General features: G+C 36.0%; 10 protein-coding genes. 8 read left to right on the forward strand and 2 right to left on the reverse strand.

All coding sequences use genetic code 11. The annotated features are described in order from the left end of the window. Positions 1-17: 17 nt before the first annotated feature. Positions 18-3,404 carry a TonB-dependent receptor gene (locus ACZ2G0_RS15530; protein ID WP_470308405.1) on the forward strand — a complete coding sequence of 1,129 codons (3,387 nt, stop codon included), beginning with the start codon at positions 18-20 and terminating at the stop codon, positions 3,402-3,404. 126 nt (positions 3,405-3,530) lie between these two features. Continuing rightward, on the forward strand, positions 3,531-5,522 hold the full coding sequence (gene uvrB / locus ACZ2G0_RS15535; RefSeq protein ID WP_470308406.1) for an excinuclease ABC subunit UvrB: 1,992 nt from the start codon (positions 3,531-3,533) through the stop codon (positions 5,520-5,522). Here the strand turns inward: uvrB and ACZ2G0_RS15540 are convergent. Beyond that, positions 5,519-5,920 carry an excinuclease ABC subunit B gene (locus ACZ2G0_RS15540; protein ID WP_470308407.1) on the reverse strand — a complete coding sequence of 134 codons (402 nt, stop codon included), beginning with the start codon at positions 5,918-5,920 and terminating at the stop codon, positions 5,519-5,521. The two genes, uvrB and ACZ2G0_RS15540, sit on opposite strands and share 4 nt — an antisense overlap. 36 nt (positions 5,921-5,956) lie before the next feature. Between ACZ2G0_RS15540 and ACZ2G0_RS15545 the strand changes: the two genes are divergently transcribed. From ACZ2G0_RS15545 to ACZ2G0_RS15560, 4 genes are all read left to right on the forward strand, one after another. Beyond that, entirely contained in the window at positions 5,957-6,778 is an 822-nt protein-coding gene (locus ACZ2G0_RS15545) for an alpha/beta hydrolase (RefSeq protein WP_470308408.1), read from the forward strand. Positions 6,779-6,796: 18 nt separating this feature from the next. Beyond that, a complete protein-coding gene (locus ACZ2G0_RS15550; protein WP_470308409.1) occupies positions 6,797-7,807 on the forward strand; it encodes a dipeptide epimerase in 1,011 nt (336 codons plus the stop codon). 61 nt (positions 7,808-7,868) lie between these two features. Further along, complete coding sequence (locus tag ACZ2G0_RS15555; protein WP_300288239.1) at positions 7,869-8,330, forward strand: DUF1456 family protein; 462 nt, start codon at positions 7,869-7,871, stop codon at positions 8,328-8,330. Positions 8,331-8,333: 3 nt separating this feature from the next. Beyond that, entirely contained in the window at positions 8,334-8,990 is a 657-nt protein-coding gene (locus ACZ2G0_RS15560) for an NAD(P)H-binding protein (RefSeq protein ID WP_470308410.1), read from the forward strand. 100 nt (positions 8,991-9,090) lie between these two features. Here ACZ2G0_RS15560 and sucC read toward each other — a convergent pair whose 3' ends face one another. Continuing rightward, on the reverse strand, positions 9,091-10,284 hold the full coding sequence (gene sucC / locus ACZ2G0_RS15565) for an ADP-forming succinate--CoA ligase subunit beta (protein WP_470308411.1): 1,194 nt from the start codon (positions 10,282-10,284) through the stop codon (positions 9,091-9,093). A 115-nt stretch (positions 10,285-10,399) separates the two neighbouring features. On the opposite strand from sucC, the gene ACZ2G0_RS15570 reads away from it, so the two are divergent. Beyond that, the gene (locus ACZ2G0_RS15570; protein ID WP_470308412.1) at positions 10,400-10,573 is read left to right on the forward strand and encodes a hypothetical protein; all 174 of its coding nucleotides are present in this window, start codon (positions 10,400-10,402) and stop codon (positions 10,571-10,573) included. 128 nt (positions 10,574-10,701) lie between these two features. Further along, positions 10,702-15,216: a glutamate synthase large subunit gene (gene gltB / locus ACZ2G0_RS15575; protein WP_470308413.1), complete on the forward strand. Its 4,515-nt coding sequence runs from the start codon at positions 10,702-10,704 to the stop codon at positions 15,214-15,216.

Below are 15,216 nucleotides of genomic sequence, written 5' to 3' on the forward strand. Positions count from 1 at the left end.
AAAAACTAACCAAAACTATGAAAAAAACCGTCTTAAACCAACGACTATTTATTCAAATTATGAAAATAACTTTATTCCAATTTATCTTAGCTTTTGTCTTTTCTACAGTGACTTTTGCAAGTGCGATTAGAGGTCAAAAAAAACTAGATACTAAGATCACCATCTCAGTAACTGATTTGAACTTAGATGTTGTTTTAAATAAACTTGAAAAACTATCAAATGTGAAATTCTCATACAATTCTAGAATGTCACAGATGAACCAAAAAGTAGATTTATTTGCTGAAAACGAAGCCTTATCTAGCGTCCTAACTCGAGTTTTAAAACCGCTTAAAATTAATTACAGTGAGGTAAGCAATCAAATTGTTTTACAAAAGGAAGGCAACAAAGCAAACTACTATTTTACGGGTACTGATGCTGAAATTATCAAAGGTAGAGTACTTGATGAAAATGGACAACCACTTCCTGGGGTAACTATTATCGTAAAAGGAACGAATAAAGGTACTACTACGGACATTGATGGAAATTATACAATCTCAACTGACATTGGAGCAACCTTACAATTTTCATATGTAGGTTTGAAAACAAAAGAAATTAAAGTTACCGGAAAAACCATAGATGTAGTTTTAGTAGGAAATGGCGAAACACTACAAGATGTGGTTATACTTGGATCGCGCAGTGCGCCAAGAACTGTAACTGAATCAGCGGTGCCTATTGATATCATTAGTATGAAGGAAATAGCATCACAAGGGGCACAAGTGAATCTAAACCAAATTTTAAATATGGTAGCTCCTTCATTTACTTCAAACACAGCAACAGTTGCTGATGGAACGGATCATATTGACCCAGCACAATTAAGAGGCCTTGGTCCTGATCAGGTTTTAGTTTTAGTGAATGGAAAAAGAAGACATACTTCTTCTCTTGTAAATATTAACGGTTCGCCAGGTAGAGGCGCTGTTGGTACTGATTTAAATGCAATCCCTGCTTTTGCTATTGACAAAATAGAAGTCTTAAGAGACGGTGCTTCAGCTCAATATGGTTCTGATGCTATTGCGGGTGTAATTAACATCAATGTAAAAAAAGCAACAAACAAATTTGACATTGCTTTGTTTAGTGGTAGCCATTTTTCAAAAGGGGCAAACGATCATAGAGGTGGTAATGATGGTAATAATGCCCAAATTGATTTAAACTATGGAACTAGTCTTGGAAAAGAAAAAAGTTTTATCAATGCTACAGCGAGTTTCCAAGTAAGAGGTCAAACAGGCAGAGCCAAAGATGCAACTGGAAATATATTTAATGCTTACAATGCTATTGAACAAAGAGCTATTGAAGGAGGAACTAATATTAATGCCTTGTTTGGTAATATAAACAATACTCCTAATTCAGCTCAAATATTAACGTTAATCAAAAGCAACGTACCTACTTATTTTTCACCAGCACAACAATTAGCAATTAGCAACGCCATGACTATTGGAGCGATGCAAACTGCTTTAAATTTTGATGCAACTGATGGAGAATTAGCTTACAGAAAATTACAGCGAAGTGATTTTAACATGAAAGTTGGGCAATCCTCGCTACAAAGCGCACAATTTTTTGTAAATGCAGCCTACCCTATCAATGAAAACCTAGAAGTATATGCTTTTGGAGGAACTAGTTACAGAGCTGGTGAAGCGGCAGGATTTTACAGAAGACCAAACCAATCTCGAGCTTACACTGGTTTATATCCAAATGGATTTTTACCAGAAATACACTCTACAATAAACGATGTATCAGCAGCAGCTGGACTTAGAGGTAAGATATTTGAATCTTGGAATTTTGATTTGAGTAATACTTTTGGAAGAAATGCATTTGATTATAACATTCAAAATACATCCAACGCGACGTTAAGAGAAAATTCACCAACGGAATTTGATGCTGGAGGTTTAGCTTTTTCTCAAAACACCACTAATTTCGATATCAGTAAGAAGTTTGACAAACTGAACGTAGCATTTGGAGCAGAATTCAGACATGAAAATTTTCAAATCAATCAAGGACAACCAGAATCTTACAATACTTACGATATTAACGGAAATGTGGTTACTGCAGCTACTCCAAACAACATTAAAGTTTCTTCATTTTATTATACCGGATCAAATGCAGGAGAACTTCGCCCAGGGGCATCTCAAGTTTTCCCCGGTTTCAAACCAGCCAATGCAGTTGATAAAGGAAGAAGCAGTGGTGCTATATATGCCGATTTAGAGTATGATGTCACTGAAAAATGGTTATTGAACGGAGCATTGAGATATGAAAATTATTCTGATTTTGGTGGAACAACTAATTACAAATTAGCTTCTCGTTACAAAGTAACTGACAATGTAAATATTCGTGGAGCAATTTCAACAGGATTTAGAGCACCTTCCTTACACCAAATTTACTTTAATTCGACTGCTACTCAATTCGTAGGTGGTGTACCTTTTGAAGTAGGAACTTTCAGTAACGATTCTCCTGCAGCTAAATTATTAGGAATTCCGCAATTGAAACAAGAAGAGTCTCAAAGCGCAAGTATTGGTTTCACGGCGAAAATTCCAGAAGCGAAAATTACATTAACAGCAGATGCTTACATTGTAAAAATCAATGATAGAGTGGTACTTACTGATCAGTTTTCTAGACCCGGAGGAACTCCAGCTGCTGGAACTCCAGCTGCTCAATTAAATGCTTTGTTTGATTCTGCCAATGCAACTGCCGCTACTTTTTTCGCGAATGCAATTGACACACAATCAAAAGGTTTGGATGTTGTAATTAGCCACAAAGGAATTATTGGAAACGGATTAACGTTAAAAACTGATTTATCAGGTACAATCTCAAATACACGAAGAGTAGGCGCTATTAAGGCTTCTCCAATATTAGAGGCTAATGGTCAAATTAATAGATATTATTCTGAAACTAGTAGAGTATATCTTGAAGAGGCCGTTCCTAGAGTAAAAGCAAATTTAACCAACTCCCTTTCAGTTAAAAAGTTTGACTTCTTTTTGAGAAATGTATACTTTGGAGCAGTTACTGACCCAAACACCGTTGATGCCAATGGAGATGGGAAAATAGACGGAGCCATAATTAATGGACAAGTTGTGGAGACAGAACATCCAGTTTGGGGAGGAAAAGTAATAACAGACTTATCTGTTGCATACAACTTTACCAAATCTGCAAAAATTGTTGTTGGTGCCAATAATATCTTGGATATTTATCCTGATACCAATTTTGGTCCTACAACTGCGATCAGACCTAGATTAGTAAACGGAGCAATTGATTATACTGCTGCTCCCACAACTATCGATTTATCTAATTCAAATCAATTTACGTATTCAAGAAACGTATCTCAATTTGGTCAAAACGGAAGATTTGTTTTTGCTAGATTAAGTTTTAGTTTCTAGATAAATACTTCATTAAATTTTTAAAACCATTCGTTAACTCGAATGGTTTTTTTTTTGGCATTTACTTTCCTATTTTAATGAAGATAAACTTCGTAACTTTGTAGGACTAAAAATGCCTCCCTAAACATGAATTTTCAAGTAGTATCCGATTACCAACCCAAAGGAGATCAGCCACAAGCGATCGAGAAATTAACACAAGGAATTATCGATGGCGATCAGTTCCAAACCCTTCTAGGTGTAACGGGATCAGGTAAAACTTTTACGGTTGCCAATGTGATTCAAGAAGTGCAAAGACCAACTTTAGTCTTAGCTCACAACAAGACCTTGGCAGCGCAATTGTATTCAGAATTCAAACAATTTTTCCCAAATAATGCGGTAGAGTATTTTGTTTCCTATTACGATTATTACCAGCCCGAAGCCTTCATGCCGGTTACGGGAGTTTTTATTGAAAAAGATCTATCCATTAACGAGGAACTAGAGAAAATGCGATTAAGCACCACCTCTTCCCTACTGTCTGGACGTCGCGATATTTTAGTGGTTGCTTCTGTTTCTTGTTTATACGGTATTGGTAATCCAGTTGAATTTCAAAAAAATGTTATTGCAATAGAAAGAGATCAAACGATTTCTAGAACAAAATTACTACACAGCTTAGTGCAAAGTTTATACTCTCGAACTGAAGCCGACTTTACTCCCGGAAATTTCCGAATTAAAGGCGATACAGTTGAAGTATATCCTAGCTATGCTGATGATGCTTTTAGAATTCACTTTTTTGGTGATGAAATTGAAGAAATTGAATCGTTTGATGTAAAAACAGCTCAAGTAATTGAAAAATTTGAAAAACTAACGATTTACCCTGCCAATATGTTCGTTACTTCTCCCGATGTCCTTCAAGGTGCAATTTGGGAAATTCAACAAGACTTAGTTAAGCAAGTAGATTATTTTAAAGAAATAGGAAAACATCTTGAAGCAAAAAGACTTGAAGAGCGCACTAATTTTGATTTAGAAATGATTCGGGAATTAGGCTATTGTTCGGGAATCGAAAATTATTCCCGTTACCTTGACGGACGCTTAGCAGGTACCAGACCCTTTTGTCTGCTAGATTATTTCCCTAAAGACTATTTAATGGTTGTCGATGAAAGCCATGTCACACTGTCGCAAGTACACGCCATGTATGGAGGTGACAGAAGCCGAAAAGAAAACTTAGTAGAGTATGGTTTTAGGTTACCCGCCGCCATGGACAACCGACCTTTAAAATTTGAAGAGTTTGAGGCGATGCAAAATCAAGTAATATATGTGTCTGCAACACCAGCTGATTATGAGCTACAAAAAACAGAAGGTGTCGTTGTAGAGCAAGTCATTCGACCTACTGGATTATTAGATCCCGTAATCGAAATTCGACCAAGTCTAAATCAAATTGATGATTTAATTGAAGAAATTCAAGTTCGCTGTGAACTGGATGAGCGCGTTCTAGTGACCACTTTGACCAAAAGAATGGCCGAAGAATTAGCAAAATACTTGACAAAAGTTAATATCAGATGCCGCTACATACACTCAGATGTGGATACCTTGGAGCGTATCGAAATTATGCAGGATTTAAGAAAAGGAATTTTTGATGTTTTAATTGGTGTGAACTTGCTTCGTGAAGGTTTGGATTTACCCGAAGTTTCATTAGTAGCGATTTTAGATGCAGATAAAGAAGGTTTCCTTAGAAGTCATCGCTCGTTAACACAAACTATTGGTAGAGCAGCGCGAAACATCAATGGAAAAGCAATTATGTATGCTGATAAAATAACAGCCAGCATGCAAAAAACTATTGACGAAACAGAATACCGTCGTACGAAGCAAATCAACTTTAACACAGCTAATAACCAAACCCCTCAAGCACTTAACAAAAAAATTGAGAGTGCCTTTATCAAAAATCCTTTGGTAGAATATGAACTAGGCCTTAATGTAGATGCTGCTGCTGAGCCAGAAACTGCTTATATGTCTAAACCTGAGCTTGAGAAAATCATTCGCGAAAAGCGAAAATCAATGGAAAAAGCAGCAAAGGAATTGGACTTCATGCAAGCTGCTAAATTACGTGACGATATCAAAAAACTACAAGAGCAGCTTAGTTAATTATGCTGTTCTTTAAATATTTGTAGCAGCTCGCCTGCCTCAATTGTAGTGTAAGGTGCCCTTTTCATTTTTTCTAAAACACGTTTAGTCGCGGTAGGGTTTAACCCCATAGCTAATGCTATTTGATAAATTGTTGTTACCTCCTTTTCGTGCAAAACACCATCACTATGCATTAAAAGAGCTAATCTGTAAAAATGTTGAATTCGTTTAAATTCCGATTGCAAGACTTTTTGTGGTGCTTCTTGATGGAATAAATCGTTAAACTCCCCTTTTTTGATCGCTAATGTATTCGCTATCAAAAAAAGAAAGTCATATTCCTTTTTATGCAAGTGACCATCAACCGTTGCAAATGCAATCATTTCTAAAAGTAAGCTCTTTTTTTCTTCTTCAATATCCATGTTTTTGCTATTTTTAGCTAAAATATCCTTTTCTAAATGAATTTACAAAAACCGCGCAGCATTAAAAACATTATTTTATTCTTCCTTTTAGCATTTGCTACGACTGTCACTGCACAAAAACAGCAACTAAGTCCGCAAGTAGCTACTTTTACCATTAATGCACCACAATTACATACCACTAAAAAAATATGGCTTTATCTTCCTAAAAGTTATACTGCTTCCAATAAAAAATACAGTGTCATCTATATGCACGACGCTCAAAATTTATTTGATGCCAAAGCATCTTATGCTGGTGAATGGAATGTAGATGAAAAATTAGATAGTTTGCAAGCACAAGTTATTGTAGTGGGTATTGAGCATGGAAACGAAAAAAGAATGGAGGAACTTACCCCTTTCAAAAATGATAAATATGGAGGAGGAAAGGCAGATGAGTACCTAGATTTTATCGTAACAACTTTAAAACCTCATATAGATTCTACCTATAGAACCAAAATTGCGGCAAAAAACACCATCATCATGGGAAGTTCATTAGGAGGATTAGTGTCCTTTTATGCAACCTTAAAATACCCTAAAGTTTTTGGAAAAGCTGGAGTGTTCTCTCCTTCCTTTTGGTTTTCAAATGAAATTTATAATTATACACAAAGCCAGAATAAAATCAGGAGTAAAATCTATTTCATGTGTGGCGATAAAGAAAGTGATGATATGGTGACCGATTTAAATAAAATGGAAACGCTACTAAATTCAAAAAGATGCTATTGCTTAAACCTCAATGAGAAGAAAATTGTCAAAGGGGGACAACATAATGAAAAACTTTGGCGCGATGGCTTCGTTCAAGCTATTCAATGGCTAAAATATTAAAACAAAGTAAATAATAGCATGGAATTAATCATTAGGACTTTCGACTTAAAGCTACAACACACCTTTAGCATTTCTAGAAAATCAATCGACATACAGCCCACAGTTATTGTGGAATTAAAATGTGACGGTATTTCAGGATATGGCGAAGCAACTTCTAATCCGTATTACAATATAACTACAGCACGAATTGTAAACGATTTAGAAAAAGTACAGACGATAATAGCCGCTAGTTCTAATTGTAAACCAGAGGAGTTTTGGAATACAATGCAACCTCATTTCACGGATAATCTTTTTGCCTTGTGCGCCTTAGATGTAGCGTTTACAGACTTATATGCTCGTAGGCAAAATAAGAAATTGTACCAACTATGGAACTATTCTATTCATAACAATCCCTTGACAGATTATACAATAGGGATTGATACCATCGAAAAAATGGTCCAAAAAATGAAGGAGAAACCATGGCCAATTTATAAAATTAAACTAGGCACTACAGATGATTTGGCAATTGTAACCGAACTAAGAAAGCATACCGACGCCATTTTTAGAATTGATGCAAACTGTGGTTGGTCAGTACAACAGACCTTGGAAAATTCCGTTTCCTTAAAAAAATTAGGCGTAGAATTTTTAGAACAACCACTACCAGCAGATAATTGGGATGGACATGCAGAACTTTTTAAAAAATCAGCTCTTCCCATAGTAGCAGACGAAAGTTGTATTATCGAAACAGATGTACTTAAATGCCACAACCACTTTCATGGTGTCAATGTCAAATTAATGAAGTGTGGCGGCATTACACCTGCAAAAAAAATGATTGAACAAGCTCGCCAACTTGGACTAAAAACCATGGTAGGCTGCATGACCGAGTCAACTGTGGGTATATCGGCAATTGCGCATTTGCTTCCTTTACTTGATTATGTTGACATGGATGGCGCTTTACTACTAAAGGAAGACATTGCAAAAGGTGTTACCATATCAAACGGTAAAATAGAATATACTGACGTTAACGGCACTGGAGTACGACTACACTAAGCATCTTAAATAATTAACTGCTGAATTACTATAAAAACGTACCTTTGTAAAAAATAAATCCATGACAAATAACGATATCTTTAAAAAACTTCGTGTAGCGCTAATGTTACGTGATGATCAAATAGTTGAAATTTTAGAGCTTGTAGACTTTAGAATTACAAAATCAGAATTAGGTGCTTTCTTCCGCGACGAAAAGCATGAAAACTATATGGAATGTGGTGACCAAGTTTTGCGTAACTTCCTTAACGGGCTAGTTATTCATTTACGAGGAACTAAGGAAAACCCTAAAAACCCTAAGGATGTTTTAGCAAAGCATAAAGCACAAATTCCTGCTAAAGACGGAGCTAAAGAAAGACCCGAATTTAAGGCTAAACCAAGAGATGCAGAGAAAGCTAGAGGCGATGAAGCTCCTACAAAATCTAAATCACCTGCAAAGAAACCTTCGAAAAAACAATTCCCAAAAGGAAATAATAAAGTTCAGGTGGTAGAAAAAGTCAAATTTAATTTTGGTAAAAATAAATAGTCTATGAAAACTGCCTTACTTATTGGTAGCACTGGATTAATTGGTAGACATCTATTAGAAATCTTATTAGAAAGTGAAAACTATAATAATGTAGTCACTTTTGTAAGAAGCGATAGTGGAATAAAACATCCAAAATTAAGGCAACATATAGTAGATTTCGATCAGCCTAAAAGCTATCAAGACCTTATAAAAGGGGATGATTTCTATTGTACTATCGGTACAACAATTAAAACAGCAGGAAGCAAAGAAGCGTTTAGAAAAGTAGATTACCAATACCCTAGACAATTTGCGACTATTGCAATAGAAAATGGTGTAAAACAGTTTCTACTGATATCTTCACTTGGTGCTAACGAAAATTCATCTAATTTTTATCTAAAAACCAAAGGTGAAATTCAGTCCTTTCTTAAAAATTCAGATTTCGAAAGTGTTTCTATTGTTCAGCCTTCATTATTATTAGGAGATAGGGAAGAATTCAGATTTGGCGAACGAATTGGAGCAGTTCTAATGAAAACGTTTTCATTTTTACTTTTGGGAAACTTAAAAAAATACAAGCCCATTCAAGGAAATACAGTTGCGAAGGCTCTTTTTGCTTTGGCACAAAAAAACAAAAAAGGTTTTGCCATTTATGAATCGGATGCACTGCAACAATTAGGGAGCTAGTATTAAAATTCATTTGGTGAATGAATAATCACTCACAACAAGACATAAAAAAATCCTGAGCTCACACTCAGGATTTTTTAATATATAAATAGCTCTTAAATTAAGAAAGTGCTGCTTTTACTTGGTCAGCTGCTTCTTGAAATTCAACAGCAGATAAAATTGGCATTCCTGAATTATCGATTAATTCTTTTGCAATTGCTGCGTTAGTACCTTGTAAACGAACAATGATTGGCACTTTAATAGCATCACCCATATTTTTGTAAGCATCAACAACTCCTTGAGCCACACGGTCACAACGAACGATACCACCAAAGATATTAATCAAAATTGCTTTTACATTAGGATCTTTTAAGATAATACGAAACGCAGTTTCAACACGTTTTGCATCAGCAGTTCCTCCTACGTCAAGAAAGTTAGCAGGCTCAAAACCAGCATACTTAATTAAATCCATAGTTGCCATTGCTAAACCAGCTCCGTTAACCATACATCCAACTGTTCCATCAAGATCAACGTAGTTCAATCCTACTTCTTTAGCCTCAACTTCAATTGGGTTTTCTTCTAAAACATCGCGCATTTCAGCGTATGCTTTTTGTCTGTATAAAGCATTATCGTCAATATTAACTTTAGCATCAACAGCTAAAATTTTATTATCAGATGTTTTTAATACTGGGTTAATTTCAAACATTGAAGCATCAGATCCAACGTAAGCATTGTATAGAGAATCGATGAATTTCACCATTTCTTTAAAAGCATTTCCAGAAAGACCTAAGTTAAAAGCAATTCTTCTTGCTTGAAAACCTTGAAGTCCAACAGAAGGATCTACCTCTTCAGTAAAAATTAATTCAGGAGTGTGCTCAGCAACTTCTTCGATATCCATTCCACCTTCAGTAGAATACATAATCATATTGCGACCACTAGCTCTATTTAATAAAACAGAAACATAAAATTCAGAAGTTTCAGATTCCCCAGGATAGTAAACATCCTCAGCGATTAGCACTTTACGTACTTTTTTACCTTCAGCAGATGTTTGAGGCGTAACTAATTGCATCCCAATAATTTGCTCAGAAATCTCTTCAACTTGTTGCAAGTTTTTGGCCAATTTTACTCCTCCACCTTTTCCACGTCCACCTGCATGAACTTGGGCTTTTACAACATACCAACTCGTTCCCGTTTCAGTAGTTAATTGTTTTGCAGCAGCAACAGCTTCAACCGCGTTATTAGCAACGATTCCACGTTGAATGCGAACTCCGTAGCTAGCTAAAATCTCTTTTCCTTGATATTCGTGTATGTTCATAATATAGAATTTGTCTGAATCCTGAAGTTATTTCAGAATATAAGTACCGCAAAAATAACAAAATTCATCTAAACTGAGAAATGTTTTATCTATTTAAAATTCTAAAATATAAACAATGAAACCAAACAAGTTGAAAACACAAAAAGCGGATTTAACAATTCCAATCAAGATTAGAATAAAAAACAACGAAAACGATGTAAACTTGATTAATATAACAATCGACTGCCTTGCTGTTATTCCGTTACACTACTATTATAAAGCTCAAATTAGTAAATCGACAATTCACTAGCGCATCCACAACAGTATTATCATTTATTTACTAAAAATATCATATTACCGTAAAAATTTAGTGTTTAGTCTGTTTTTGATGCATTATACATAACGAAATCTTTATTTTTGTATAAAAAAAACAATAGCATGAAAGTAGAAGAACAAGGCCTTTATTTGCCAGAATTTGAACATGACAATTGTGGCGCAGGATTCATTTGTAATTTAAACGGAATTAAATCTAATGACATTATTCATAAAGCATTAGATATTTTAATAAAATTAGAACATCGTGGTGCCGTAAGTGCAGACGGACGAACAGGAGATGGTGCAGGGATACTTTTTGATATTCCGCATGACTTCTTTAAAAAAGTATGCGATTTCGAAATTCCCGAAGTTCGAGAATATGCTGTCGGTATGGTTTTTATGCCAAAGAAAAAAAACCAAACAGATTTTTGTATCCTCAGTTTTGAAAAAGCGGTAAGTGACCAAAACCTAAAAGTTTTAGGATGGAGAGATGTACCTGTTGATATTTCTAATTTGGGACAAATTGCGGCAGAAAAAGAGCCTACAGTAAAGCAAGTTTTCATTGGTAAAAATGGTTTAGAATTGACAGAGCAACAATTTAATGCTAAATTATTCGCGGCCCGTAAAATAGGAGAACATGCCATTATCAATTCTAAAATATCCGAAAGCCATCGTTTTTATTTTTCAAGCCTTTCTACAACAACCATAATATATAAAGGATTATTGATGCCGGAAGACATCAGTAGATATTACACTGACTTAACCGATACTGATTTAGTGACTAGGCTTGCACTAGTACATCAGCGTTTTTCTACCAATACATTTCCGTCTTGGGAATTAGCACAGCCGTTTAGATACATGTGTCACAATGGAGAAATTAACACCTTGCGTGGGAATATAAGCAGAATGCGTGCTCGTGAAGAGTTAATGCAAAGCGACGTATTTGGTGACGATATTAAAAAATTATTTCCAATTATTTTAGAAGGAAAATCAGATTCAGCGTCGATGGATATGGTTATCGAACTACTATTAATGACAGGAAGATCTTTACCCGAAGCCATGATGATGGTGGTTCCTGAGGCTTGGGAAAAGCACCAAACCATGTCAGATGACAAGAAAGCTTTCTATGAGTTTAATTCTTGCATTATGGAACCTTGGGACGGACCCGCTTCGATTCCTTTTACTGATGGTAATGTTATTGGAGCATTATTAGATAGAAATGGTTTGCGTCCTTCCCGTTATACTTTGACAAAAAGCGGATTTGTAATCATGTCTTCAGAGATTGGAGTGCTCGATGTAGATCCAGTAGATGTAATTCAGCACGGTCGTTTGGAGCCAGGAAAAATGTTCTTAGTAGATATGAATGAAGGTCGTATTATTGAAGATGACGAAATTAAAAATGCTATTGTAACCAAACGCCCTTACAGACAATGGTTAAACGAGAACTTATTACAATTAGCTAAAATTCCGTATACCAATAATACTACACCTACTGAAAACCTAGATTACGAAACTAGATTACGCCTTTTTGGTTATACCATCGAAGATCTTAAAACGATCATTACCCCAATGGGAGCAAAAGGTGCTGAGGCGATTAGTTCCATGGGGAATGACACTCCATTAGCTATTTTATCAGATCAACCACAGCTATTGTATAACTACTTCAAACAATTATTTGCGCAAGTTACCAACCCGCCGTTAGATGGTATTCGTGAAGAAATCATCACTGATATTAGTCTTGCAATTGGTGGTGACTTCAATATTTTTGAGATAGAATCTAAGCAATGTAAAAAGCTAAAAATTCAAAATCCAGTTATCTCTAAAGAAGATTTAGATAAAATACGCAATATTGATCATCCTGACTTTAAAGCAGCAACAATATCAACGCTTTACAAGATTGATAAAGGTGTAAACGGTTTAGAAAGAGCTTTGGAACAATGTGTGCAAGCTACCTTTAAAGCGGTTTCTGAAGGACACAATATCATCATACTTTCAGACAGAGGTGTGAGCGACAAGATGGCTCCAATTCCTATGTTGCTAGCGTGTTCGTACATTCACCACTCTTTAAACATTTTAAGGGTTCGATCTAAATTCGGAATCATAATTGAATCTGCTGAACCCCGCGAGCCGCATCATTTTGCTCTACTTTTCGGATACGGAGCAAGTGCTATCAACCCCTATTTGGTAAACGAAATCATTAGAGAACAAGTCTCGACGGGACACATCACTAATATTGATCCTGACTATGCCATTGCTAATTACAACAAAGCAATTGCAAAAGGAATATTAAAGATTATGAATAAAATTGGAATCTCGACGCTACACTCGTACAGAGCGGCTCAGATTTTTGAGATTTTAGGATTAAACAAAACATTTACGACTAAATACTTCCCATACACTCCTTCTCGAATTGAAGGAATAGGCTTAACTGAAGTTGAAAAGGAAATCAAAAAGAGGTATCAAAAAGCATTTCCAAATTCTAAGGTAGCTAGTTTACTATCCCTTGAAATTGGAGGTATTTACAGATGGAGACGAACAGGTGAAAAACATATGTTCAACCCAACAACTATAGCTAAGTTACAACAAGCAGTTCGCTTGAATAGTCCTGAAAGTTATAAAGAGTACTCTAATATGGTCAATGACCAAAGTGAAAAATTGATGACAATTAGAGGGCTTTTTGAGTTCAATAACTTGGATCCAATTTCAATTGATGAAGTAGAACCTTGGACAGAAATCGTAAAGAAATTCAAAACGGGTGCCATGTCGTACGGTTCCATCAGTCAAGAAGCTCATGAAAACCTTGCCATAGCCATGAACCGAATTGGTGGTAAAAGTAATTCTGGTGAAGGAGGAGAAGATCCAAGACGTTTTCAAAAAGAAGTCAATGGAGACTCCAAAAATAGTGCTATCAAGCAAGTGGCTTCTGGCCGATTTGGTGTTTCAATTAATTATTTAACTAGTGCCAAAGAGATTCAAATAAAAATGGCACAAGGCGCTAAGCCAGGTGAAGGAGGGCAACTTCCTGGAGAAAAAGTAGTGCCATGGATTGCCGAAGTAAGAAATTCAACGCCCTACGTTGGTCTAATTTCACCACCACCACATCACGATATTTACTCTATTGAAGATTTATCTCAACTAATATTCGACCTAAAAAACGCCAATCGCGAAGCTCGTGTAAACGTAAAGCTAGTTTCTGAAGTTGGTGTAGGAACCATCGCCGCAGGTGTTGCCAAAGCAAAAGCCGATGTGATTTTAATATCTGGATTCGATGGAGGTACAGGTGCTGCACCTTTAACTTCTTTGCAACATACGGGTATTCCTTGGGAACTTGGTCTTGCTGAAGCACAACAAACCTTAATTTTAAATGACCTTAGGAGTCGCGTTGTTTTAGAATGTGATGGCCAGTTAAAAACAGGTCGAGACGTAGCAATTGCTGCCTTGCTTGGAGCAGAAGAATTTGGTTTTGCTACTGCACCTTTGGTTGCTTCCGGTTGTATCATGATGCGTGCTTGTCATTTGAATACTTGCCCAGTGGGTATTGCAACTCAAGATCCTGAATTAAGAAAAAACTTTAAAGGAACACCGGAGCACATCATTAATTTCATGTATTTCATTGCCGAAGAACTAAGAGAAATCATGGCTTCGTTAGGTTTTAGAACTTTGAAAGAAATGGTAGGTCAATCGCAAAAACTAAATGTCAATAAAGCGATAAAGCATTACAAAGCTAGCGGTTTAGATTTATCAACGATTTTATACAAACCAGAAAAAGCTAAAACGGTACCTAATCACAATACAACCACTCAAGATCACGGACTAGAAAATGTTCTTGACTTCCAAATTATTAAAGAAGCTATACCGTCCATCTACAGAAAAGAAAAAACGAGAGTAACCTTCAAAATTAAGAACACTGATCGATCTGTAGGTGCTATTTTAAGTAACGAGATCTCTAAAATTTATGGAGCGCAAGGATTACCTGAGGACACTATTCTGGTCGATTTCGAAGGTTCTGCAGGACAAAGTTTTGGTGCTTTTGCGACCAATGGTCTTTCGTTCAAAATCCACGGAAACTGTAATGATTACTTAGGAAAAGGTCTTTCTGGAGGAAAACTAATTATTAAGGTACCTCCTACTGCTACCTTTAAACCCGAAGATAACATTATCATTGGTAACGTGGCATTGTATGGCGCCATCACTGGTGAAGCGTACATTAATGGAATAGCTGGTGAACGTTTTTGTGTCCGTAATTCAGGTGCCACAGCTGTTGTAGAAGGAATTGGAGATCATGGATGTGAATACATGACGGGCGGAACAGTAGTGGTTCTTGGAAAAACAGGTAGAAACTTTGCCGCTGGAATGAGCGGAGGAATTGCCTATGTTTTTGACGAAAAGAAACAATTTGAAAACCGACTTTGCAATATGGAAATGGTGGACTTAGAAACATTAGATTCAGAAGACATCACACATCTTAGACGATTGATTAAAAATCATTCGATGTATACCAATAGCCCATTAGCAAAACGCGTTTTGGAAGACTGGAATAATCAGCAAAAGCATTTCATTAAAGTAATGCCAAGAGATTATAAAATCGCATTGCAACGATTAGCAGAAGAAAAGAAAATTGAAGAACTAATAGCATAG

This window comes from Flavobacterium sp. KKT103 (assembly GCF_055640565.1).